Source organism: Sphingomonas sp. (genome assembly GCF_036402235.1).
Lineage (GTDB): Bacteria > Pseudomonadota > Alphaproteobacteria > Sphingomonadales > Sphingomonadaceae > Sphingomonas.
Genome location: NZ_DASWTG010000041.1, coordinates 44605 through 67250, shown reverse-complemented (window position 1 = coordinate 67250; position 22646 = coordinate 44605). Strand labels below are relative to the sequence as shown.

Sequence of the window (22646 nt, the reverse complement as noted above, 5' to 3'; positions counted from 1 at the left end):
GCGACACCTCCCCCTGGCGGGGGAGGATTGGGAGGTAGCGCCAGCCCCCCGCTTCCCCTATCTGCCCTTGCATGTCCGCGCGCTTCGATTCCGTCCCCAACCGCCGCGCGATCGTCGACCGCCGGGCGCTGGCGGACGAGCTGGCGGCGATCGCGGCGCCCGACGCGATGCGGCTGCGGCAGGCCGGAGCGCTTCGGCTGAAGGCCGCGCTGGAGATGGGCCGGGCGGAGATCGCCCGGCGGCTGACCGAGCACCCCGCGCGGGGCCATGAAAGCGCGGCGAGCGGCGCGTTCCTGATGGACCAGCTGCTGCGCGTGCTGTGGGACTTCACGCTGGCGCGGCTCTATCCCAACAGCAACCCGAGCGCGGCCGAGCGGATGGCACTGATCGCGGTCGGCGGATACGGCCGCGGCGAGATGGCGCCGTTCAGCGATGTCGATATCGCCTTCATCACCCCGTGGAAGCAGACCAGCTGGAGCGAGCAGGTGATCGAATCGATCCTCTATTCGCTATGGGACATGGGGCTGAAGGTCGGGCACAGCTCACGCTCGCTCGACGAGATGGTGCGCGAGGCGAAGGCGGACGTGACGATCCGCACCGCGCTGCTCGAGGGGCGCTATGTGTGGGGCGACACCGCGCTCTACGACGAGGCGGCGACGCGGTTCCGCGCCGAGGTGCAGAAGGACAGCGCGCGCGCCTTCATCGCGCAGAAGCTGGACGAGCGGAACGAGCGGCACCGCAAGATGGGCGACAGCCGCTACGTGGTCGAGCCCAACGTCAAGGAGGGCAAGGGCGGGCTGCGCGACCTGCACACCTTGTTCTGGATCGGGAAGTACGCGCATGGCGTGACCGAGCCGGCCGAGCTGGTCGGCGCGGGGCTGCTGACCAAGCTGGAGTACCGCCAGTTCCGCCGCGCCGAGAATTTCCTGTGGGCGGTGCGCTGCCACCTGCACAACATCGCCGGGCGCGCCGAGGACCGCCTGACCTTCGACTTCCAGCGCGAGATCGCCGAGCGCATGCGCTACGCCGACCGGCCGGGCAAGTCGAAGGTCGAGCGCTTCATGCACTTCTACTTCCTGCAGGCGAAGATGGTCGGCGACCTGACCGGCGTGTTCCTCGCCCATCTGGATGAGAAGTTCGCGGCGCGCGGGAGCCGGTTCGGGCTGCCGCGCATCCGCCGCTCGCCCGCCAAATTGAAGGGCTTCGTGTTGGACCGCGGAAGGCTGGCGCTGCCGCGCGACAGCTTCTTCGCCGAGGATCCGGTGCGGCTGCTGGAGGTGTTCCAGCTCGCCGACCTGCACAAGCTGGAGGTGCATCCGCTGACGATGCGCGCCGCCGCGCGCGACGCCAAGCTGATCGCCGACAAGCGCGACGATCCGCGCGCCAATGCGCTGTTCATGGACGTGCTGACGAGCCCGCGCGATCCCGAGACGGTGCTGCGCTGGATGAACGAGGCCAGCGTGTTCGGCCAGTTCGTGCCCGATTTCGGCCGCGTCGTCGCGCAGATGCAGTTCGACATGTACCACCATTATACGGTGGACGAGCATTCGATCCGCGCGATCGGGCTGCTCGCGAGCATCGAGAAAGGCGAGCGGCGGGAGGACCATCCGCTCGCCAGCGGCATCCTCGACCAGATCGCCTCGCGCCGCGCTCTCTATGTCGCGGTGCTGCTGCACGACATCGCCAAGGGGCGCGGCGGCGACCATAGCGTGCTGGGCGCGGAGGTGGCGCAACGGCTGTGCCCGCGGCTGGGGCTGACCCCGGCCGAGACCGAGACGGTGGCGTGGCTGGTGCGCTGGCACCTGCTGATGTCCGCCACCGCGTTCAAGCGCGACCTTTCCGACTTCAAGACGATCCTCGACTTCGCCGAGGTGGTGCAGTCGCCGCAGCGGCTGATGATGCTGCTCGTCCTCACCATCGTCGATATCCGCGCGGTCGGACCCGGCGTGTGGAACGGGTGGAAGCGCCAGCTGCTCACCAACCTGTTCGACAGCGCCGAGGAGGTGCTGCGGCTCGGCCACAAGCAGAAGGGCCGCGGCGAGCGGATCGCGGCGAAGCAGGAAGCGCTGTCCGCGGCGATCGGACGCGACATGAGCGCGCTGATCAAGCGACTGCCCGACCCCTATTGGGTCGCCGAGCCCGAGGACGTGATCGAGCGCAACGCCCGCTTCATCGAGCGGGTGGGCGAGGCGCAGCTGTCGGTCGAGGCGACGGTCTATCCCGATCGCGGCGCGACGCTGGTGACGGTTTATGCCGCCGACCATGCGGGCCTGTTCTACCGCATCGCCGGCGCGATCCATGCGGCGGGCGGCAACATCATCGACGCGCGCATCCACCCGACGCGCGACGGCATGGCGATCGACAACTTCCTGGTGCAGGACCCGCTCGGCCGCCCGTTCGACGATCCCGGCCAGCTCGGCCGGATCGAGACCGGCATCGCCGAGGCGCTGGCCAACCGCGCCAAGCTGACCGAGCGGCTCGCGGCCAAGCCCCTGCCCCGCCCGCGCGCCGACGCCTTCCCGATCGAGCCGGCGGTGCTGATCGACAACAAGGCGTCGAACCGCTTCACGGTGATCGAGGTGAATGCCCGCGACCGGCCGGCACTGCTCCACCACCTCGCCTATGCGCTGTTCCAGTCGAAGGTGACGATCCATTCGGCGCATGTCGCCACCTATGGCGAGCGCGCGGTCGACACCTTCTATGTGACCGACCTGACCGGCGACAAGATCACCGCAGTGCTGCGATTGAAGTCGCTCGAGCGGCGGATGCTCGATGCCGCCACGGGCCTTGGGGAATTCGCGACGGCGGCGTGAGCACGACGTTGCAATCCCGCTACTGGTGATTTAGTTAGTCAAGACACCGTTTCCGGAAGCGCTGCCATGCCAACCCACATTCTCGACGCATCCGAAACCCCTGCCCGTTCGGGGTGGCTGCACAGCTTCCGCAACCGCTGGGTCAGATGGGCAGCGGCGCTGGCGGTTATGGGGTTCGGTGTCTTCATCACGCTCAGCATCTGGGCTGAGCCGGGTTCGCCGGTCACCTTCCACGGCGGCACGCTGATGGCGAGCGGGCGACTCCAGCAGGTGCTGGACGACCCGTCGACCGGTGGTCGCGAGCACGGTCCGACCGTCGGCAAGGGCTTCACCGACAAGGCGGGGCGCAGCTGCCGCCCGTTCGCGCAGGGCGCGGTCGATGGCACAGCGTGCCGGATCGAGGGCGAATGGCGCGTGATCGAGATGCGCCAGCGCTGACGCTGGCCACCATTGCCGACAGCGCCTAAGCTGCCCCCTCAATCGCAAGGGAGCGGACGATGGGCGTACTCGGCATGGGCGGGTTCTTCTTTCGCGCGAAGGATCCCGACGCACTGACCGCATGGTATCGCGATCACCTGAACATCGGCGCGGAGTGCAATGCCGAGGGTGCGGGCGACCCCGACGACTGGTTCTGGCAGACGCAGGGCGGGCCGATGGTGTTCGCGCCGTTCAAGGCCGACACCGACTATTTCGCCGCCGACAAGCAGTTCCTGATCAATCTGCGCGTCAGTGACCTCGAGGGCATGCTCGAGCAGCTCAACGCGGCGGGCGTCGCGATCATCACCAAGGACGAATGGGATACGCCGGAGACCGGCAAGTTCGCGCGAATCCACGATCCCGAGGGCAATGCGATCGAATTGTGGGAGCCGCCGGCCGTCAGTTAAGCGATTCGCCTCGATCGCGACGCCGATCCCGCGCGAGCAGCACCAATCCTGCCGACACCGCGGCCAAGGCGAGGACTTCTCGCCGGCTGGTATCGGCGAGGCGCCAAAGCGAAGACCCGACGCCCCAGAGGCCAAGGAGCAGCCCGAGAATCGCCGCGACCTGATCGGCATTGGCACTGGCCAGCCATTCAATCATCGGCGATCTCCTCGAGGGTTTCGCGAATTCGCTTCGCCAGCGTCTCACGCTTCAACGCGCGCTTGCGCAATCGGTTCGACGTGTAGCCGCTGGCAGCCATCGCCACCAGACCGCCGCCGACCAAGATCACGGCGCCGGTCCCGCCGGTCGAAACAATCATTACGATCCCGGCACCGGCGCCGCCAATGCCTACCCGCCCGACATAACGCTCCACGCCATCGGCATCGATTCGCATCTCGGCCGCAATTTCCTCCTCCTTCGAGGCGATGCTTTGCAGATAGAGACGAATCAGCGTCCGCAACTCCTCACTCTGCGCTTCCTTGGCAAAGCGCAGAATGAACCGGGCACGGACCGCATTATTCGATACGATCTGGTAGATTTCCTCGGGAGTAAGGGAAATCTCGTCGCGGTCCCCGAACTGCACTTCGCGTGCCTGCGCGAAAAACTTGTCGAGAACGTCGCCCATCATCCCCCTCCTTCCGCCCTCCTATTTCGGCGCCAGCACCATCAGCATCTGGCGGCCTTCCATGCGCGGATAGGACTCGACCTTGGCATCCTCGGCGCAATCCTCCTGGACGCGCTTCAACAGGTTCATGCCGAGCTGGCCGTGCGACAGCTCACGACCGCGAAAGCGCAGGGTGATCTTCACCTTGTCGCCCTCACCGATGAACTTGTGGACCGCCTTCATCTTGGTGTCGTAGTCGTGGTCGTCGATGTTCGGACGCATCTTGATCTCCTTGATCTCCTGCGTCTTCTGCGACTTGCGCGCGAGGTTCGCCTTTTTCTGCGCCTCGTACTTGTACTTGCCGACATCGAGGAACTTGGCGACGGGTGGATCGGCGTTGGGCGACACCTCGACCAGGTCGAGGCCCAGTTCCTGCGCCTGCTCCATCGCCTCGCGGGTGTACATCACGCCCAGATTCTCGCCCTCATGGTCGATCACGCGGACCTTGGGCGACTGGATGAATTCGTTGAAGCGCGGGCCGGTAGGCACCGGGGGCGCGAACCCGCGCCGGGACATGGGAGGACGTATAGGAACAGCTCCTGTTACAGTTACAGATGCGCAGGATAGCGCAGGACGGCGCTGCGGGGTAGCCCCGCCGCACCAATCCTGACGAAATAGCCACACGCTGTGGCGCGGGCGCTACGCTGATATGGGCGGTCAGGCCGGCTCACGCAAGCGGCCAGAGGCGATCGACCGGCCGTTCGAGCACCCGCGCCGCGACCGGATGCAACACCCGCGGCGCGAGTCGGCCCGCGGCGACGGCTTTCGCGAGCCACTGCCCGATATCGCCGCCGGTCTCGGCCCATTTGTCCTGGCGGAGCAGGCCGTAAAGGCCGGCCGCAAGGACATGCATCCCGTCATCGGCCTTGCGCCAGCGGTCGGCGGGGTTGCGCGCGACGCCGAGCGCCTCGCTGATCAGCTGGTCGAGCGCCTCGCACAGATCCTCGTTCAGATAGCCTTCGAGCGTGGTGTAGCCCCAGCGCGGATCATGCTCGCGGACGATTCGCATCATCAGCGCATCACGCTCGAGCACGGCCATCGCCGCCTTGGCCGCCGCGCCGTCCATCGGCACCGGCGGGTGCAGCATCTCGTGCGCGGCGATGCGCACGGTGAGCGCGACGTCATAGTCGGCGGATTGAAGGAACGTCTGGCCCTGCACCTTGATGCCGTGCGGCTTGGAGAATTGCAGCAGCACGATCGCGATCTCCGTCTCGAAGGCGCGGCCGGTGAGCTTGCGCTGCCACTGCACGACATCGTAGCTGGCGAGCGCGCGGGCGATCTCTGCGGCGCGCATTTCGATCCCGGCGGTGCGTTCGGCGCGAAAGGCGGCGAAGCCGGCGTCGCGCATCGCCGCGAACACCGCGCCCAGGCGCGGGGCGTTGGCGGTGAGCCAGGCCCAGTCCTTGGCATCCCAATAAGGGCTCGCCTGATAGCGGGGACGCACGCGGCCCTCGAGATCGGCGAAGTTCGCGATCACCGCGTCGAGCGTGGCGACGTCCGCGCCGGAGCAGGTCGTCGACAGATTGGGACCGAGCAGGCCGTAATCCTTGCCCGCCTCCTTCCAAAGCTTCGGGATGTCGGCGCGAATCGCTTCGGGCAGCCTGGGCGCGAAGGCGGCGGCATCGGCGGCGTAGTAGCGCTGGTAGAGCGGTTCGCCCGAGAGCGGGCCGAGAAAGGCAAAGGCGTCATGCCCTTCCGACGTCCCGACTCTCCAGCGGGTGACGGGTGGCGCGGCCTGCGCGGCAGCGGGGCGAATGGCGCGGGCGGCGGCGAGCGAGCCCAGCGCGGCGGCGAGGAAGAGGCGGCGGTCCATGACTGTGTTGGTAGCCTATGGCACCGCCCCCGGCTTGAACGGACTTTGCCGCAGGGCGCCGGATTGGCGACCATCCCCACTTCGTCATCCCCGCGCAGGCGGGGATCCATTGAGGCTGATGTGACGGCTCGATCCGGTCGGCCAGCCAGAATGGATTCCCGCCTGCGCGGGGATGACGGATGAAGACAGGTGTCTTTGGGCCTAGCTCACCGCCCGCAGCTGCGACGGCGTGCGCCCCGTCATCGCCAGCGCAGCGCGGGCGAGATGCGCCTGATCGGCGAAGCCATGCTCGGCCGCCAGCGCGGCGAGCGTGCCGCGCCAGCCGACGAGCGCGCGAACCGCACCGCGGGTGCGCGACTCGAGCCGGAAGCGCTTGGGGCTTACGCCATAGGCGCGCGCGAAGCCGCGGCTCACCGAGGCGGGATCGAGACCCGCGGCCTCGGCCCATGTGGCAATCGGGAGCGAAGGATCGCGGTCCAGCGCCGCGGCGAGGAGATCGGGCCAATCGCCGGGAGTCGTCGTGACCGCGGTTGCGATATCGCGGACCAGCTCGGCCGCGGCCAGCGGATCGCGTTCGGCGAGGCGCGCGACCGCGTCCGGATCGGCGAGCCGCACCGGGCCCTCGGTGAGGCCAGCGGGCAGCGGCAGGTTGAGCACCTGCGCGCCCTTCGCGCCGAATCCGTCCTGATGCGCCGACCAGTCGTGATGGACCACCGCCATCCCCGCCTGCGCGCGAATACGGCCGCGCTCGCCTGCTTCGAGATAGCCGCCCGCCAGTACGACCGCGACATAGCCCTGCGCATGCCGGTGCCGCGCCAGCCGCTCGCCCGCACCGTGGCGGCCGATGGCAGCGTGGAAATTCATCCCCGCAGATCCGGCGGCGTGCCCTCGCCCTTGAGCCAGGCGATCGCCTCGGCGAGCGGGATCACGCGCTGGCCCTCGACGCCGAGGGTGCGGATGGCGACGGTGCCTTCCTCCGCCTCGCGCTTGCCGACCACCAGCAGGTGCGGGACCTTCGCCAGCGAATGCTCGCGCACCTTGTAGTTGATCTTCTCGTTGCGCAGATCGCTGTCGGCGCGGATGCCCGCGGCCTTGAGCTGCGCCACGGCATCCTTCGCATAGTCGTCGGCGTCGGAGACGATCGTCGCGACCACCGCCTGGGTCGGCGCGAGCCAGGCGGGCAGGCGGCCGGCGAAATGCTCGATCAGGATGCCGATGAAGCGCTCGTACGAGCCGAAGATCGCGCGGTGGAGCATCACCGGGCGGTGGCGCTCGCCATCCTCGCCGACATAGGTTGCGTCGAGCCGCTCGGGCAGCACGCGGTCCGACTGGATCGTGCCGACCTGCCAGGTGCGACCGATCGCGTCGGTGAGATGCCATTCGAGCTTGGGCGCGTAGAAAGCGCCCTCGCCCGGCAGTTCCTCCCAGCCATATTCTTGCGTAGCAAGGCCGGCGCGGACCACGGCGTCGCGCAACTCCGCCTCGGCCTGGTCCCACATCGCCTCGGTGCCGAAGCGCTTCTCCGGGCGCAGCGCGAGCTTGATCGAATAGGTGAAGCCGAAATCCTTGTAGATGCGGTCGGCGAGGCGGCAGAAGGCCTGGACCTCGTCGACGATCTGGTCCTCGCGGCAGAAGATGTGCGCATCGTCCTGGGTGAACTGGCGCACGCGCATCAGGCCGTGGAGCGCGCCGTGCGGCTCGTTGCGGTGGCAGCAGCCATTCTCGTAGAGGCGCAGCGGCAGGTCGCGGTACGACTTGATCCCCTGCTTGAAGATCAGGATGTGCGCCGGGCAGTTCATCGGCTTGAGCGCCATCCAGTCGGCGTCGTTCGAGACGAGGGGGCCCTCCTCTTCGACGTTCGGCACCTCGTCAGGGATGACGAACATATTCTCGCGATACTTGCCCCAATGGCCCGACGCCTCCCACTGGCGCGCGTCCATCACCTGCGGCGTCTTGACCTCGCGATAGCCCGCGCCATCGATCGCGCGGCGCATATAGGCCTCGAGCTCGCGCCAGATCATATAGCCCTTGGGGTGCCAGAAGACGCTGCCATGCGCCTCCGCCTGGAGGTGGAACAGGTCCATCTCCTGCCCGAGCTTGCGATGGTCGCGCTTGGCGGCTTCCTCGAGCTTGTGAAGATGCGCGTCGAGCTGCTTCTTGTTGAGCCAGCCGGTGCCGTAGATGCGCGTGAGCTGGGCGTTGCGCTGGTCGCCGCGCCAATAGGCGCCCGCGACGCGCATCAGCTTGAACGCCTGCGGATCGAGCTTGCCGGTCGAGGCGAGGTGCGGGCCGCGGCACATGTCGAGCCAATCGCTGCCCGACCAATAGACCGTCAGCTCCTCGCCCTCGGGCAGCTCCCTGGCCCATTCGGCCTTGAAGCTCTCGCCCTCGGTCTCCCACTTCTCGATCAGCGCCTGGCGGCTCCACACTTCGCGGCGGAGCGGCTTGTCGGCGCGGATGATCTCGCGCATCTTCTCCTCGATCGCGGGCAGATCGTCCATCGAGAAGGGCTCGCGCGAGGCCGGGGCCATCACGTCGTAATAGAAGCCGTCGTCGGTCGCCGGGCCGAAGGTGATCTGCGTGCCAGGCCACAGCGCCTGCACCGCCTCGGCGAGGACGTGCGCATAGTCGTGGCGGGCGAGCTCGAGCGCGTCGGCCTCGTCCCTGGACGTCACCAGCGCGAGATTGGAGTCGCCCTCCAGCGAGCGGGTGATGTCGCGCAGCTCGCCGTCGACGCGTGCAGCGATTGCGGCCTTGGCGAGGCCCGGACCGATCGCCGCGGCGATGTCCGCCGGGGTAGTCCCCGGGGCTACCTCGCGGACGGAACCGTCGGGCAGCGTAATTCGGAACATCTCGGACACGGGATCGGTGCTTTCTGCTAGGAGGTCGTCGGAGCGCGGCTTATGCCCGCGCGACAGCGATATAGGCAAGAAGGCAGACGAGACCATGGGCGAACACCGCGTCACCGCGATCCTGCCGTGCCAGGACCTCGACCGCAGCCAGGCCTTTTACGAGCGGCTCGGCCTGAGCCTGGAGAGCGACTATGGCGATTATCGCATCCTGACCGACGGCAAGGGCTGGGACCTGCATCTGCGCGCCGAGGACATGTCGAAGCTGCAAGCGCCGCACAATCCGTTCGGCCTGTACCTCTATGTAGACGATGTCGATGCGGTGGCGGACCGGGTGCGCGAAGCGATCATCGAGCCGGACGCACCGCACCTCAAGCCATGGGGATGCTATGAATTCGCGGTGAGCGATCCCGACGGGGTGCTGGTGCGCGTGGGGCGGGTGGCCGACTAGAACTGGACCAATCCTCCCCCACCGCTCGCTGGTCGCCGTCCGCCCCCTCCCGTCATGCTTCGCATGCCCCCCTGGCGGGGGAGGATTGATGGTCGTACTTCCCCCTACCCTGCCACGCGGCTAGAGGCGGTCGGATGGCCCTTGCCCGCCTTCTCCTCACCGATTTCCGCAATCACGCGGCCGCAGCGCTGACGCCCGGCGCGGGGTTCGTGGTGCTGACCGGGGACAATGGTGCGGGCAAGACCAATGTGCTGGAGGCGGTGTCGCTGCTCGCGCCCGGACGCGGATTGCGCCGCGCGCCGCTGCCCGAGATCGCACGGCAGGGCGGCAGCGGCGGGTTCGCGGTGGCGGCGACGCTGGCCGAGGGGATCGAGATCGGGACGGGCACGCAAGGCTCGGCGCCCGAGCGGCGCGTGGTGCGGGTCAACGGCGCGGCGGCGGCGGCGGCGAGCCTTGCCGAATGGCTCACCGTGCTGTGGCTGACCCCGGCGATGGACCGGCTGTTCGTCGAGCCGGCGAGCGAGCGGCGGCGCTTTCTCGACCGGCTGACGCTGGCGCTGGCGCCGGGCCACGCCCATCACAGCGCGCGCTACGAGGCGGCGATGCGCGAGCGCAACCGGCTGCTCGCGGCGGACGAGCCCGCCGATCCCGACTGGCTGACTGCGCTGGAGGCGCGCATGGCCGAGCATGGCGTAGCGATCGACGCGGCACGGCGGGGGGCGGTCGAGGCGCTGGCGGCGCGGCTGGCGGACCAGCCCGAGGGGCCGTTCGCGCGGGCGGGGTTGGCGCTGGAGGGCGAGACGGTGACCGATCTGGCGCAGGCGCTGCGCGCGGGCCGCGCACGCGATGCCGCTGCGGGGCGGACGCTGGTGGGGCCGCACCGGCAGGACCTCAACGTCACGCATCTGGGGAAGGATCAGCCCGCGCAGCTCTGCTCGACCGGCGAGCAGAAGGCGCTGCTGCTCGGCATCGTGCTCGCGCATGCCGAGCTGGTCGCCGACCGCACAGGCCGCGCGCCGATCCTGCTGCTCGACGAGGTCGCCGCGCATCTCGACCCCAGCCGCAGGCGCGCGCTGTTCGACCGGCTGGCGGGGCGGGGGCAAGTGTGGATGACGGGGACCGAGCCCGAGCTGTTCGACGGGATCGGCCAGGCAACGCGCTACGCGGTGCGCGACGGCGTCGTGACCGTCAGCTGACGCTCAGCTCGCCTGGCGCTCGACCGGTACCGGCGTCAGCTCGAGGATGTCGAGATCCTGCTCGCCCACCGGCATCACCATGCGCCAGCGAAACGGGCCGACCCGCTCGACCACTCCGGCGACGTCGCGCGCCTGATCGGCGCCATAGACCAGCGAATTGTCGCCCTCCGCGCGTTGCAGCGCGCCGACGAAGGTATAGCGCTTCCCGGTCTTGTAGAGCAGCCCCGCGGGCAGTTCGCTGCCGGTCTGCTTGGTGAAGTTGAGCACGCCGTCCGCCGCACCGACGTAACAGAAATGCGTGGGGAAGTTGCGCACGCGCCGCGTGCCGGCCCGGCCGCCGAGCCGGATCAGGCGGCAATTATAGGACCCGGGGCTGAGCTCGGGATGATCGAGCGCCGCTGCGGGTTCGAGCAGCGCACCCTCGCGCGAACGCGCGCGTCCGGGCGACTTGCCCCATGCGGCCTGCCAGATTGCGGGCAATGCGTCGATCTTCGCCTGGTCGGCCGGACGGATCACCTGCCCGGCGCCGCCATCGTCGACGATCTCGACTTGCGAAGCGCTGACCACCACGGTTTCGCGCCGCGCGGCGCAGCCGGCGAGGCCGCACGAGACAAGGACAGCGAGTATGACGCTACGCATATGGACGCCCCCCGGCATCGGGATAAGGTACAGTTAACGCACAGTCGCCAAAGTACGTTAGAAAATGGTTAACATCCGGCGTGCGCGGCGATGCATCCATAGCGCCCGTCTCGCCCCATTTTGCTTCCGTTTCGTGACTCGGGACCCTATATGCTCGGCATGGAATCGAACGATCAGAACACCCCCGAAAACACCCCGAACAGCAACAGCTACGGCGCCGAGAGCATCAAGGTCCTGAAAGGCCTGGACGCGGTGCGCAAGCGGCCCGGCATGTATATCGGCGACACCGACGACGGTTCGGGCCTGCACCACATGGTGTTCGAGGTCAGCGACAACGCGATCGACGAGGCGCTGGCGGGGCACTGCGACCGCATCATCATCCAGCTGAACGCCGACGGGTCGGTCTCGGTCGAGGACAATGGCCGGGGCATCCCGACCGGCATCCATCCCGAGGAAGGCGTGTCGGCGGCCGAGGTCATCATGACCCAGCTGCATGCCGGCGGGAAGTTCGAGAACACGTCCGACGACAATGCCTACAAGGTCTCCGGCGGCCTGCACGGCGTGGGCGTGTCGGTGGTCAACGCGCTCAGCGAATGGCTCGACCTCAATATCTGGCGCGACGGCGAGGAGCATTACATGCGCTTCGCCTATGGCGACGCCACCGCGCCCTTGAAGGTGATCGGCAAGGCGCCCGAGGGGAAGAAGGGCACGCGCGTGACCTTCCTCGCCTCGACCGAGAAGGTCCCGGGCGACGGCGGCACGTTCAAGAACCAGATCGAGTACGACTTCGAGAAGCTCGAGCATCGCTATCGCGAGCTGGCGTTCCTGAACTCGGGCGTTCGCCTGTTCCTGCGCGACGCGCGGCATGAGGAGGTCAAGGAAGTCGAGCTGTTCTACGAGGGCGGGATCGCCGCGTTCGTGAAGTGGCTCGACCGCAACAAGACCCCGCTGATGCCCGATCCGGTGGCGATCGCGGGCACGCGCGACGATGTGACGATCGATGTCGCGCTGGAGTGGAACGACTCCTATTACGAGAACGTCCTCTGCTTCACCAACAACATCCCGCAGCGCGACGGCGGCACCCACCTCGCCGCCTTCCGCGCAGCGCTGACGCGCACGATCAACAATTATGCCGACAAGTCGGGGCTGCTGAAGAAGGAGAAGGTCACCCTCACCGGCGACGACATGCGCGAAGGGCTCACCGCGATCGTCTCGGTCAAGCTGCCCGACCCCAAGTTCAGCTCGCAGACCAAGGACAAGCTGGTCAGCTCGGAAGTCCGTCAGCCGCTCGAGGCGCTGATGGCCGACAAGCTCGCCGAGTGGCTCGAGGAGAACCCGCAACATGCGCGCATGATCATCCAGAAGGTGATCGACGCCGCCGCCGCGCGCGAGGCCGCCAAGAAGGCGCGCGAGCTGACCCGGCGCAAGGGCGTGATGGACATCGCCAGCCTGCCCGGCAAACTCGCCGACTGCCAGGAGCGCGATCCCGCCAAGTCCGAGCTGTTCCTGGTCGAGGGTGACTCGGCCGGCGGATCGGCCAAGCAGGGCCGCGACCGGCATTTCCAGGCGATCCTTCCGCTGCGCGGCAAGATCCTCAACGTCGAGCGCGCGCGCTTCGACCGGATGCTGTCGTCCAAGGAGATCGGCACGCTGATCCAGGCGATGGGCACCGGCATCGGCCGCGACGACTTCAACCTCGAGAAATTGCGCTACCACAAGATCGTCATCATGACCGACGCCGACGTGGACGGCGCGCATATCCGCACGCTGCTGCTCACCTTCTTCTACCGCCAGATGCCCGAGATCATCGAGGCGGGGCACCTCTTCATCGCCCAGCCGCCGCTGTACAAGGCGACCAAGGGGCGGTCGGAAGTGTACCTCAAGGACGATGCCGCGCTCGACGACTATCTGGTCGAGGCCGGTGTGGGCAACAATCGCCTCGAAACCAGTGAAGGCCCGCGCTTCGGCGAGGACCTCGCCAAGCTGGTCGAGCATGCCCGGCGCATGAAGACGCTGATGCGCTATGTTCCGCGCCGCTACGATCCCTCGATCATCGAGGCGTTGGCGCTGGGCGGCGCACTCGATCCCGAAGCATCGCGCGCGCAGCGCGGCGAGCGGCTGGCCGCCGTCACGAAGCGGCTCGACCTGACCGACGAGGATGCGCGCTGGTCGGCGCGCGTCACCGAGGAAGGCGGCTTCCATTTCGAGCGGCTGTGGCGCGGGGTGACCGATCATCACATCGTCGAGGCGGCGTTCCTGGCGTCGGCCGAGGGCCGCAAGCTCCACGCGCTCGCCGCCGAGCAGGCCGAGAGCTATGCGGCGGTGTCCAAGCTGGTGTCGGTCAAGGCCGCGCAGGCCGAGGCCGAAGCTGCGCCCGCCGCCGAGGGCGAGGACGAGGAGCCCGTGGTCGCCGCCAAGGGCGAGACGCTGGTCGCGCGGCCAAGCGAGCTGCTCGATGCGGTCCTCGCCTCGGGCCGCAAGGGGCTGTCGATCCAGCGCTACAAGGGGCTGGGCGAGATGAACGCCGAGCAATTGTGGGAGACCACGCTCGATCCCCAGAACCGCTCGATGCTGGTGGTGGCGATCGATCAGGCCGATGTCGCCGACGAGATCTTCACCCGGCTGATGGGCGACGTGGTCGAGCCGCGCCGCGAGTTCATCCAGGAGAATGCGCTGAGCGTCGCCAACCTCGATGTCTGAGATGCAGCCGAGCGGCCGGGGCGGCTGGAACGCCATCCTTGGCCTGCTCGCGCTGTTCTTCACCGCTGCCCCTGCCGGTGCGCAGACCGGGGCGCCCGCTCCGCCCGGCGTGCAGGTTCCGTCCTTCGCCCTTCCGCCTTCCAGCCAGCTTTCGCCTGAGGCGCGGGCGGTGCTGGTGCGGATGAGAGCGGCGACCGCCCCCGCCGCGATCGCCGGCGACGTCGCGAAGCAGCGGGCCTTCTACCAGAAGTATAATGACGACCGGCTTGCCGAGATGCGCCGCCATTTCGCGACGCGCGAGCGGCGCACGACGCTGGGCGGCGTCGCGGTCGATGTGGTCGAGCCCGTAGCGGGCAGCGCACCCGGAAATGCCGCACGCGTCCTGATCAACGTCCATGGCGGCGCCTTCATGTGGGGAGCGGGCAGCGGCGCGCTGGTCGAGGCGATCCCGATCGCTGCGACGATGCGGGTCAAGGTCGTGACCGTCGACTATCGCCTCGCGCCCGAGCATCGCTACCCCGCGGCTTCCGAGGATTTGGCGGCGGTCTATCGCGCGCTGCTCGAACAGTACCGGCCCGAGAATATCGGGATCTATGGCTGCTCGGCCGGGGGCATCATCACGGCGCAGGCGACCGCATGGGTCGCGAAACAGGGCCTGCCGCGGCCGGGTGCGATCGGCACGCTGTGCGGCACCGGCGCGCCCTTCAGCGGCGACAGCCCCTATCTGGCCGACCCCATCACCGGCGGTGCGCCGCTTAACGCGCCCGCACTGCCGCCCGTCCTGCCGCTCGCCTATATGGAGGGCGTGCCGGCGACCGACCCGCTGGCATATCCGATCGTCTCGGATGCACAGGTCAAGGCGATGCCGCCGACGCTGCTGCTTGCCGGCGGGCGCGACTTCGCGGTGAGTGCGCTGACGCTGGCGCATCGCCGGCTCGCCGCGGCGGGTGTGGAAAGCGAGCTGCATCTGTTCGACGGGCTGCCGCACGCCTTCTTCGTCTGGCCCGACATGCCCGAATCGATCGAGACCTATCGGCTCATCGCCACCTTCTTCGACCGACATCTCGGCCGCGCGGGCCGCTGAGCCGGTTGCTCCAGCAACCGGTCGCGGATTTGGCGCGGGCGAGCGCTGTGGCGCTTGCCCGTCCGGGCGGGCGCTGGTTCATCCATGGCCGCAAAAGGGGACATGGGGATGCGGGGTCTATTCTTCGGCGCGCTGGCGCTGGCACTGGCGGCACCGACCGCGGCGGCGGAGGATGATGTCGCCGGCGCCGATCTCGGCAGCGGGATGGCGAGCTATTTCAGCCGCGAGATGGAGGGCAACCGCACAGCAAACGGCGAGCGCTGCGATCCCGACACGCTGACCGCGGCGCACCGCACCGCGCCCTTCGGCAGCCGCATCCGCGTCACCAGCCTGACCACCGGCAAGAGCGTCGTGGTGCGAGTCAACGACCGCGGCCCGTTTCGCGGCGGGCGGGTGATCGACCTCTCCCACGCCGCGGCGCGCGAGATTGGGATGCACCGCACGGGCACGGCGAAGGTAAGCCTGGCGCTGCTGGAGGATTGATCCTCATTCCTCCCCTCCCTTCGGAAGGAGAGAGGGACAAATTTCGCTGGTCCCCCGCTTCTGCGCGATTTCGGCCCTCGACGCAGACTGTAAAACCCGCCACCATTATGTAAGATAAATGGGAGGGCCTGAATGACCACAGCCGCAGTGACCGGCCGGAACGAACGCAAGGTGATCATCGCCTCGTCGCTCGGCACGGTGTTTGAGTGGTATGATTTCTATCTCTACGGGCTGCTGGCCACGGTCATCTCGGCCAAATTCTTCTCGGGCGTGAACGAGACCACCGCGTTCATCCTCGCGCTTGGCGCGTTCGCCGCGGGCTTCGCGGTGCGGCCGTTCGGCGCGCTGGTATTCGGCCGGCTCGGCGATGTCGTCGGGCGCAAATACACCTTCCTCGTGACGATGGGACTGATGGGCCTGTCGACCTTCGCGGTCGGCGTGCTGCCGAGCTATGCCAGCATCGGCGTCGCTGCGCCCGTGATCCTGGTGGCGCTGCGGCTCGTCCAGGGCCTCGCGCTCGGCGGCGAATATGGCGGCGCCGCGACCTATGTCGCCGAGCATGCGCCCGAGGGGAAGCGCGGGCTGTTCACCAGCTGGATCCAGACCACCGCGACGCTCGGCCTGTTCGCGGCGCTGTTGGTGGTGATCGGCATCCGCACCGTCATCGGTGAGGCGGCATTCACCGACTGGGGCTGGCGCCTGCCCTTCCTCGTCTCGATCCTGCTGCTCGGCGTGTCGCTGTGGATTCGCCTCCAGCTCGCCGAGAGCCCGGTGTTCCAGAAGATGAAGGAGGAAGGCACCACCTCCAAGGCGCCCTTCACCGAGGCGTTCGGCCAGTGGCGCAACCTGCGCACCGTGCTGATCGTGCTGCTCGGCGCGGTCGCGGGCCAGGCGGTGGTCTGGTATACGGGGCAATTCTATGCGCTGTTCTTCCTCGAGAAGACGCTGAAGGTCGATGGCGCCACCGCCAACATCCTGATCGCGATCGCGCTGGCGCTCGCCACGCCCTTCTTCGTCATCTTCGGCGCGCTCTCCGACAGGATCGGGCGCAAGAAGATCATCCTGACCGGCTGCGCACTGGCGGCGCTGACCTATTTCCCGACCTTCCATGCGCTGACCCAGGCGGCCAATCCGGCGCTGGCGGCGGCGCAGGCCAAGGCGCCGGTCAGCGTCATCGCCGATCCCGCCACCTGCTCGGTCCAGTTCGACCCGATCGGCGGCAACAAGTTCGACCGCACCGATTGCGACATCGCCAAGTCGCTACTCGCCAAATCGGGCATCCCCTACAGCTCGGCAGACGGGAGCAAGGAGCGCGCCGAGATCTTCGTCGGCGACCGCAAGATCGAGCAGGCCGGCGATGCCGCAGCGTTCCGCGCCGAAATCAACGCCGCGCTGAGCGCCGCCGGCTATCCCGCCAAGGCCGATCCGGCAGCGATGAACAAGCCGCTGATCGTCGCGCTGCTCTTCTGGCTCGTGCTGCTGGTGACGGCGGTCTATGGCCCGATCGCGGCACTGCTGGTCGAGATCTTCCCGAGCCGGATCCGCTACACCGCGATGTCGCTGCCCTATCATATCGGCAATGGCTGGTTCGGTGGCTTCCTGCCGACGATCGCCTTCGCGATGGTCGCGGCGACCGGGGATATCTATTACGGCCTGTGGTATCCGATCACCGTCGCGGTGCTGACGCTGATCATCGGCCTGCTGTTCCTGCCCGAAACCTTCCGGCGGCGGATCGATGATCATGCGACATAATCATTCGCGCTTGAGGTGGGTGAAGTAACGAACCGGTTGACGCTGGCCATGCCGCAGTGCAGCACGCGCGCATGGCCAGCGCTCCTCCCATCACCAACAATCCCGACATCCGCTATCTCGGCCGCGTCCTTGGCGACGTGATCCGCGCCTATGGCGGGGAGGCGCTGTTCCGGCGCATCGAATATATCCGCTCGGCATCGGTCGACCGGCATCGCGGCATCGCCGGCGCCGACAGCATCGACCCCGGCCTTGGCAGCCTGAACCTCGACGAGACGCTCGATTTCGTGCGCAGCTTCATGCTGTTCTCGATGCTCGCCAACCTGGCCGAGGACCGGCAGGGCATCGCCGCGGAGACCGGCGCCGATGTCGAGCACGCCATCGCGAGGCTGAAAGAGCACGGCATCGCCCCCGAGCGCGTCGCCGAGCTGCTCGAGCAGGCGCTGGTCGCGCCCGTGCTCACCGCGCACCCGACCGAGGTGCGCCGCAAGTCGATGATCGACCATCGCAACCGCATCGCCGAGCTGATGGCCCTCAAGGACAACGGCATCGCCGAGACGCAGGACGGCGATCTGGTCGACGAGGCGGTAGTGCGGCAGGTCGCCCTGCTGTGGCAGACGCGCGTGCTGCGGCCCGAGCGGCTCTATGTCGCGGACGAGGTCGAGACCGCGCTCTCCTATCTGCGCGACGTGTTCCTGCCGACCTTGCCCGCGCTCTACGCGCGCTGGGACCGCGCGCTGGGCAGCCGCGTGCCCGCCTTCCTGCGCCCCGGCAACTGGATCGGCGGCGACCGCGACGGCAACCCCTTCGTCACCGCCGATTCGCTGCGCCTGACGCTGTCGCGATCGGCCGAGACGGTGCTCAATCACTATCTCGACGCGGTTCACGCGCTCGGCGCCGAGCTGTCGATCTCGAGCCATCATGCCGACATCGATCCCGACGTGGCGGCGCTCGCCGACCGCAGCGGCGACGATGCCGCGAGCCGCGCCGACGAGCCCTATCGCCGGGCGCTCTCCGGCATCTATGCGCGCCTTGCCGCCACCTATCGCGACCTCACCGGCAAGCCGGCGCCGCGCCCCGGCCCGCTCACCGGCGAGCGCTATGCCGATCCCGCTGCCTTCCGCGCCGACCTCGCCACCGTCGCGCATGGCCTCGCCGCGCACGGCGCGGAGACGCTGGCGTCGAGCGGCGCGCTGGGGCGGCTGATCCGCTCGGTCGATATCTTCGGCTTCCACCTCGCCACGCTCGACATGCGCCAGAACAGCGCAGTGCACGAGCGCGTGATCGCCGAGCTGCTCAAGGTCGCCGGGATCGAGGCCGACTATGCCGCGCTCGGCGAGGAAGCACGGGTCGCGCTGTTGCGCCGCGAGCTGGCATCGCCCCGCCCGCTCACCAGCCGCTACGCGACCTATTCGGACGAGACCGCATCCGAGCTGGCGATCGTCAGCGCCGCGGCCGAGGCGCATGACCGCTACGGCCGCGCCGCGATCCGCCAGTATATCGTGTCGATGGCGCAATCGGTGTCCGACCTGCTTGAAGTCCATGTGCTGCTCAAGGAAGCAGGCCTCTACATTCCGGGCGAGGAACCGCAGGCGCATGTCATGGCGGTGCCGCTGTTCGAGACGATCGGCGATCTGGAAGCCGCGCCCGAGATCATGCGCGGCTGGTTCGCGCTGCCCGAGATCGCAGCGATCGCCCGCGCGCGCGGGCATCAGGAAGTGATGATCGGCTATTCGGACTCGAACAAGGACGGCGGCTACCTCACCTCGACCTGGGGGCTGTCCAAGGGCTCGACGGCTTTGAAGCCGGTGTTCGAGGAAGCCGGGATCGGGATGCAGCTGTTCCATGGCCGCGGCGGCGCGGTGGGGCGCGGCGGCGGCTCCTCCTTCCAGGCGATCCAGGCGCAGCCCGCGGGCACGGTGCAGGGCCGCATCCGCATCACCGAGCAGGGCGAGGTGATCGCCGCCAAGTACGGCACGCGCGAGAGCGCGCAGACCAACCTGGAAGCGATGGCCTCGGCCACCTTGCTCGCCAGCCTCGAGCCGCAGCAGCTCAGCGCCGCCGACGCGGCGCGGTTCGAGGCGGCGATGGAGGAATTGTCGGGCACCGCGTTCAAGGCTTATCGCGGCCTCGTCTATGGCACCGAGGGCTTCACCAGCTTCTTCCGCCAGATGACCCCGATCGCCGAGATCGCGGGCCTCAAGATCGGCAGCCGCCCGGCGAGCCGCAAGAAGAGCGACGCGATCGAGGATCTGCGCGCGATCCCCTGGGTGTTCAGCTGGGCGCAGGCGCGCGTGATGCTGCCGGGCTGGTACGGCGTCGGCGCGGCGCTGTCCGAATTCAAGGATCGCGGCCTGCTGCGCGAGATGGCGGCGGGCTGGCCGCTGTTCGCCTCGGCGCTGGCGAATATGGAGATGGTGCTGGCCAAGTCCGACATGGGCATCGCCGCACGCTACGCCGGGCTGGTCGAGGACCGCGCGCTCGGCGATGCGATCTTCGGGCGCATCCGCGACGGCTGGCAGGCGACGCACGACCAGCTGCTCGAAGTCACCCGCCAGACGCGGCTGCTGGAGAAGCACCCCGCGCTCGAAACCTCGATCAAGCTGCGCCTGCCCTATATCGAGCCGCTCAACCTGCTTCAGGTCGAGCTGCTCAAGCGCCACCGCGCGGGGGAAACCGATCCCAAGATCGAACAGGGCATCCTGCTGTCGATCAACGCGATCGCGACGGCATTGCGGAATTCGGGCTGAACCGCACGGCGCAAGCCGAGTGGGTTTGCGACGGTCGGTATCGGGACGCCGCCGGCTCTCCCGCGAAGTTGACGAAATTACGCGGAACGCGATTCATTCTGTCAACTTCGTCGCCCTTGTCCGGGGTGCGTGCGGCAGACCGATTCTGCCGGGTGGATCGACGAAATCAAAGGGCGGTGCCTGGCACCAAACGACGCAAGCAAATCAGTTCCAACATTGCAAGCGCGGTCGAGATTTGGGTGGGAAGCTGCCATCTTGGTCGGCTGCAAGGTCTGTTGGTTGGGATTAAACCATGGCCCAACTCGAGTATGCAATGACGAGAACCACGATCAACAATGGCACGGCCTGTACGTATTTGGCGGACCTGCCGCTTTTCGTAAGCCACACCAGGAATGGCAGGGCTATGAATCCAACAAATGCAGCCCAGCCACCTGCGCCCCTCGGACCGCCCATAGATAAACCGTCGAACGCCATTGTCGCGAGGAGGACGGAAACGGTCATGGCAGCTGCGAATCTTATCGAAGGCCATCGTATCAGCATCGTGGCGAGAATGGCGATCGAACCGAACGTCCGCAATGGGGTCGACAGCGGTCCTCGCACCTCCCCGCTCACCCCTCCAGAAACGGTGCCGCGATCTCGTCGCGTACGCGCACCAGCCGGCCGGTGGCGCGGTCGAGCATCGCCCAGGTCGAGACCGCCTCGACCTTCACCTTGCCGTCGTCGCCGGTGAAGCGCATGTGGCGGTCGAAGCGCGCGCCGCGCGGCGGATGGGGCACCCAGGTTTCGGCGGTCACCGTCTCGCCCTCGGACACATTGCCGCGATAGTCGATCTCGTGCCGGGTCACGACCCAGATATAGGCATCGCGATGCTCGGGCGGCGCGACTGCGTGCCAGTGCGCCACCGCTACGTCCTGGATCCAGCGGACCCAGACCGCATTGTTGACATGGCCGAGCTCGTCGATGTCGTCCGGCCCGGCGGTGATCGTCCGTGTGAAGCGCGCCATAGCGCTTGACGTTTACGGCAACTATGGCGCGCGGGAAAGCTCAGTCGAACGCCATCGCCTCGTTGCCGACAAAGCCCAGCCGGGTGACGCCCGAGCGCTTGACGGCGCTCAGCACCGTGGCGAAGCGCTCGTAGCGCGCGGCCTGATCCGCCTTGAAGTGCAGCACGCCGTTCGCCGCGAGGGTCGAGGCGAGCAGCGCGGGAAGCTCGGCATCGGCGATCGTCCGCCCGTCCCAGGCAAGCTGGCCTGCCGCGGAGATATCGAGCCGGTGGGGAAGGTCGACCGACGGCTCCCCGATCCCCTGCGGCAGATCGACCGGCAATTTGTGAGTCGCCGCGGGGATGGTGACGATGAGCATGATCAACAGCACCAGCAGCACATCGATCAATGGGGTGGTGTTGAGCGCGGAGATCGACTCGGGCTCACGATATGCAACGGAACGACGCATAGGGCACCTCCTATCGCAAGAGATGTTGCATCATCACATAAATGTCGCCGAACGCAAGCCCTTCAGCAGCTTTCATATTTCCAGTGGCGCTTCTTGCCCTCGCGGATCCAGGTGATCGCGTCGGTGAGGCGCCGATCCCGCGTCGCCTCCTGCCTGGCGCCGGCGATCCATTCGCAATAGTCGCGTCGCGCGCTCGGCGGAAATGCGTCGAACGCCGCCGCTGCCGCGGGATCGCGCGCGAGCGCTTCGGCCAATGCCTCGGGCACCTCGGCCTCGGGCTTGGGCGGCCTGACGGCGCGCCTGGGGAGAGCGCCCGAATCGGTGAGCGCCATCGCCGCGCGCACCTGTGCTTCCATCGCGGCGTCATCGGGCAGATCGGCGCGCGATTCGATGCGGCCGAACTGGCCCATCGCCTCCCCCTCCTTGCCCGTGGCGAGCTGGTCGCGATACCAGAAGCCGAAGCTGGCATGCGCCTTGAACGCGGCCATGCTGGCGAGCGGACGGCCGCGATAGGAGAAGGCCGGCATCCCCCATTTGATGCCTTCCACCACATCGGGGCAAGCGGCGTGGACGCGCGCGCGCAGCCAGATCAGGATCGGGCGGGCGAAATCGGCCTGCCGCTGGATATAGGCATCCACGCGCGGATCGGTGGTCATGGCGCTCCCTTCGCTGGCGATGCTCCGCCCGAAGCGCCCCCCGGTCAAGGGTGCCGATCAAGGGTTCAGGGCAACCGCATCGCCATCGTCGAGATCATCCGCGTCGAGCGTGCCGGCGTCGAAGTCGCCCTGAAGATCGTCTTCGTCGTCATCGGCGGCGTCGCTCTCCGCGACCTCCTCCTCCCCGACCTCGTCGGCGACCATCAGCAGCTCGTCCTCCTCCGCGTCGGCGTCAAGCTCCTCGCCGAGGTCGGGATCGAGATCGGTCAGGACCGTGCCGTCGCCCGGGCCGTCGCGCGTCGCCTCGAGGATTTCGGCGCGCTGGCTCTCGTCATAGCCGTCCTCGTCATATCCGTCGTCGCCGGGTCCGCGCCCTGGAACCTGATGACCGCCCATCGCAGCCCTCCTTGCTTCTCCTGAAGCGCG

The 22646-nt window shown here is 68.0% G+C and carries 21 protein-coding genes; 10 read left to right on the top strand and 11 right to left on the bottom strand.

Annotation, left to right across the window (positions count from 1 at the left end; all coding sequences use genetic code 11):
• The first annotated feature begins 71 nt into the window (after positions 1-71).
• The 3 genes from VGD28_RS08300 (at position 72) to VGD28_RS08290 (ending at position 3697) form a co-directional block, all read left to right on the top strand.
• Positions 72-2813 (top strand): [protein-PII] uridylyltransferase, encoded by a 2742-nt coding sequence (locus VGD28_RS08300; protein ID WP_331027865.1) that lies wholly within the window; start codon positions 72-74, stop codon positions 2811-2813.
• A 66-nt stretch (positions 2814-2879) separates the two neighbouring features.
• A complete protein-coding gene (locus tag VGD28_RS08295) occupies positions 2880-3251 on the top strand; it encodes a hypothetical protein (RefSeq protein WP_331027864.1) in 372 nt (123 codons plus the stop codon).
• A gap of 59 nt (positions 3252-3310) precedes the next feature.
• On the top strand, positions 3311-3697 hold the full coding sequence (locus VGD28_RS08290) for a VOC family protein (protein WP_331027863.1): 387 nt from the start codon (positions 3311-3313) through the stop codon (positions 3695-3697).
• Here VGD28_RS08290 and VGD28_RS08285 read toward each other — a convergent pair.
• The 6 genes from VGD28_RS08285 to thrS form a co-directional block, all read right to left on the bottom strand.
• The gene (locus VGD28_RS08285) at positions 3690-3893 is read right to left on the bottom strand and encodes a hypothetical protein (RefSeq protein WP_331027862.1); all 204 of its coding nucleotides are present in this window, start codon (positions 3891-3893) and stop codon (positions 3690-3692) included. The genes VGD28_RS08290 and VGD28_RS08285 overlap by 8 nt on opposite strands.
• Positions 3886-4359 (bottom strand): hypothetical protein, encoded by a 474-nt coding sequence (locus VGD28_RS08280; RefSeq protein ID WP_331027861.1) that lies wholly within the window; start codon positions 4357-4359, stop codon positions 3886-3888. The genes VGD28_RS08285 and VGD28_RS08280 overlap by 8 nt, the downstream gene beginning before the upstream one ends.
• Before the next feature lie 21 nt (positions 4360-4380).
• Positions 4381-4914, bottom strand: a complete 534-nt coding sequence (infC, locus tag VGD28_RS08275; RefSeq protein WP_331027860.1) for a translation initiation factor IF-3 — start codon at positions 4912-4914, stop codon at positions 4381-4383.
• Positions 4915-5065: 151 nt separating this feature from the next.
• Positions 5066-6211, bottom strand: a complete 1146-nt coding sequence (locus VGD28_RS08270; RefSeq protein WP_331027859.1) for a hypothetical protein — start codon at positions 6209-6211, stop codon at positions 5066-5068.
• Between the two features lie 201 nt (positions 6212-6412).
• On the bottom strand, positions 6413-7075 hold the full coding sequence (locus tag VGD28_RS08265) for an AraC family transcriptional regulator (RefSeq protein ID WP_331027858.1): 663 nt from the start codon (positions 7073-7075) through the stop codon (positions 6413-6415).
• On the bottom strand, positions 7072-9072 hold the full coding sequence (thrS, locus tag VGD28_RS08260) for a threonine--tRNA ligase (RefSeq protein WP_331027857.1): 2001 nt from the start codon (positions 9070-9072) through the stop codon (positions 7072-7074). The genes VGD28_RS08265 and thrS overlap by 4 nt, the downstream gene beginning before the upstream one ends.
• Before the next feature lie 85 nt (positions 9073-9157).
• Here thrS and VGD28_RS08255 point away from each other — a divergent pair, with 85 nt between their 5' ends.
• Both VGD28_RS08255 and recF read left to right on the top strand, forming a co-directional pair.
• Positions 9158-9511, top strand: a complete 354-nt coding sequence (locus VGD28_RS08255) for a VOC family protein (protein ID WP_331027856.1) — start codon at positions 9158-9160, stop codon at positions 9509-9511.
• A gap of 134 nt (positions 9512-9645) precedes the next feature.
• Complete coding sequence (recF, locus tag VGD28_RS08250; protein WP_331027855.1) at positions 9646-10707, top strand: DNA replication/repair protein RecF; 1062 nt, start codon at positions 9646-9648, stop codon at positions 10705-10707.
• A gap of 3 nt (positions 10708-10710) precedes the next feature.
• Here recF and VGD28_RS08245 read toward each other — a convergent pair whose 3' ends face one another.
• On the bottom strand, positions 10711-11346 hold the full coding sequence (locus tag VGD28_RS08245; protein ID WP_331027854.1) for a DUF4893 domain-containing protein: 636 nt from the start codon (positions 11344-11346) through the stop codon (positions 10711-10713).
• Between the two features lie 159 nt (positions 11347-11505).
• Here VGD28_RS08245 and gyrB point away from each other — a divergent pair, with 159 nt between their 5' ends.
• From gyrB to ppc, 5 genes are all read left to right on the top strand, one after another.
• The gene (gene gyrB / locus VGD28_RS08240) at positions 11506-14046 is read left to right on the top strand and encodes a DNA topoisomerase (ATP-hydrolyzing) subunit B (RefSeq protein WP_414714479.1); all 2541 of its coding nucleotides are present in this window, start codon (positions 11506-11508) and stop codon (positions 14044-14046) included.
• Positions 14039-15130, top strand: a complete 1092-nt coding sequence (locus VGD28_RS08235) for an alpha/beta hydrolase (protein WP_331027852.1) — start codon at positions 14039-14041, stop codon at positions 15128-15130. Before gyrB ends, VGD28_RS08235 begins: the two co-directional genes overlap by 8 nt.
• A 108-nt stretch (positions 15131-15238) precedes the next feature.
• Positions 15239-15613 carry a septal ring lytic transglycosylase RlpA family protein gene (locus VGD28_RS08230; RefSeq protein WP_331027851.1) on the top strand — a complete coding sequence of 125 codons (375 nt, stop codon included), beginning with the start codon at positions 15239-15241 and terminating at the stop codon, positions 15611-15613.
• Positions 15614-15745: 132 nt separating this feature from the next.
• The gene (locus tag VGD28_RS08225; RefSeq protein ID WP_331027850.1) at positions 15746-17365 is read left to right on the top strand and encodes an MFS transporter; all 1620 of its coding nucleotides are present in this window, start codon (positions 15746-15748) and stop codon (positions 17363-17365) included.
• 71 nt (positions 17366-17436) lie between these two features.
• Entirely contained in the window at positions 17437-20112 is a 2676-nt protein-coding gene (ppc, locus tag VGD28_RS08220) for a phosphoenolpyruvate carboxylase (RefSeq protein WP_331027849.1), read from the top strand.
• Positions 20113-20720: 608 nt separating this feature from the next.
• Here ppc and VGD28_RS08215 read toward each other — a convergent pair.
• The 4 genes from VGD28_RS08215 to VGD28_RS08200 form a co-directional block, all read right to left on the bottom strand.
• Positions 20721-21116, bottom strand: coding sequence for an acyl-CoA thioesterase (locus VGD28_RS08215; RefSeq protein ID WP_331027848.1), 396 nt, complete (start codon positions 21114-21116; stop codon positions 20721-20723).
• 40 nt (positions 21117-21156) lie between these two features.
• A complete protein-coding gene (locus VGD28_RS08210; RefSeq protein ID WP_331027847.1) occupies positions 21157-21564 on the bottom strand; it encodes an ExbD/TolR family protein in 408 nt (135 codons plus the stop codon).
• Between the two features lie 62 nt (positions 21565-21626).
• Positions 21627-22220: a YdeI/OmpD-associated family protein gene (locus VGD28_RS08205; RefSeq protein ID WP_331027846.1), complete on the bottom strand. Its 594-nt coding sequence runs from the start codon at positions 22218-22220 to the stop codon at positions 21627-21629.
• Positions 22221-22277: 57 nt separating this feature from the next.
• Positions 22278-22616 carry a DNA primase gene (locus VGD28_RS08200; protein ID WP_331027845.1) on the bottom strand — a complete coding sequence of 113 codons (339 nt, stop codon included), beginning with the start codon at positions 22614-22616 and terminating at the stop codon, positions 22278-22280.
• Between the last annotated feature and the right edge of the window lie 30 nt (positions 22617-22646).

Coding starts and splice junctions, on each gene's coding strand:
- VGD28_RS08300 (WP_331027865.1), top strand. CDS start 72: ATGTCCGCGCGCTTCGATTCCGTCCCCAACCGCCGCGCGATCGTCGAC.
- VGD28_RS08295 (WP_331027864.1), top strand. CDS start 2,880: ATGCCAACCCACATTCTCGACGCATCCGAAACCCCTGCCCGTTCGGGG.
- VGD28_RS08290 (WP_331027863.1), top strand. CDS start 3,311: ATGGGCGTACTCGGCATGGGCGGGTTCTTCTTTCGCGCGAAGGATCCC.
- VGD28_RS08285 (WP_331027862.1), bottom strand. CDS start 3,893: ATGATTGAATGGCTGGCCAGTGCCAATGCCGATCAGGTCGCGGCGATT.
- VGD28_RS08280 (WP_331027861.1), bottom strand. CDS start 4,359: ATGGGCGACGTTCTCGACAAGTTTTTCGCGCAGGCACGCGAAGTGCAG.
- infC (WP_331027860.1), bottom strand. CDS start 4,914: ATGTCCCGGCGCGGGTTCGCGCCCCCGGTGCCTACCGGCCCGCGCTTC.
- VGD28_RS08270 (WP_331027859.1), bottom strand. CDS start 6,211: ATGGACCGCCGCCTCTTCCTCGCCGCCGCGCTGGGCTCGCTCGCCGCC.
- VGD28_RS08265 (WP_331027858.1), bottom strand. CDS start 7,075: ATGAATTTCCACGCTGCCATCGGCCGCCACGGTGCGGGCGAGCGGCTG.
- VGD28_RS08255 (WP_331027856.1), top strand. CDS start 9,158: ATGGGCGAACACCGCGTCACCGCGATCCTGCCGTGCCAGGACCTCGAC.
- recF (WP_331027855.1), top strand. CDS start 9,646: ATGGCCCTTGCCCGCCTTCTCCTCACCGATTTCCGCAATCACGCGGCC.
- VGD28_RS08245 (WP_331027854.1), bottom strand. CDS start 11,346: ATGCGTAGCGTCATACTCGCTGTCCTTGTCTCGTGCGGCCTCGCCGGC.
- gyrB (WP_414714479.1), top strand. CDS start 11,506: ATGGAATCGAACGATCAGAACACCCCCGAAAACACCCCGAACAGCAAC.
- VGD28_RS08235 (WP_331027852.1), top strand. CDS start 14,039: ATGTCTGAGATGCAGCCGAGCGGCCGGGGCGGCTGGAACGCCATCCTT.
- VGD28_RS08230 (WP_331027851.1), top strand. CDS start 15,239: ATGCGGGGTCTATTCTTCGGCGCGCTGGCGCTGGCACTGGCGGCACCG.
- VGD28_RS08225 (WP_331027850.1), top strand. CDS start 15,746: ATGACCACAGCCGCAGTGACCGGCCGGAACGAACGCAAGGTGATCATC.
- ppc (WP_331027849.1), top strand. CDS start 17,437: ATGGCCAGCGCTCCTCCCATCACCAACAATCCCGACATCCGCTATCTC.
- VGD28_RS08215 (WP_331027848.1), bottom strand. CDS start 21,116: ATGGCGCGCTTCACACGGACGATCACCGCCGGGCCGGACGACATCGAC.
- VGD28_RS08210 (WP_331027847.1), bottom strand. CDS start 21,564: ATGCGTCGTTCCGTTGCATATCGTGAGCCCGAGTCGATCTCCGCGCTC.
- VGD28_RS08205 (WP_331027846.1), bottom strand. CDS start 22,220: ATGACCACCGATCCGCGCGTGGATGCCTATATCCAGCGGCAGGCCGAT.
- VGD28_RS08200 (WP_331027845.1), bottom strand. CDS start 22,616: ATGGGCGGTCATCAGGTTCCAGGGCGCGGACCCGGCGACGACGGATAT.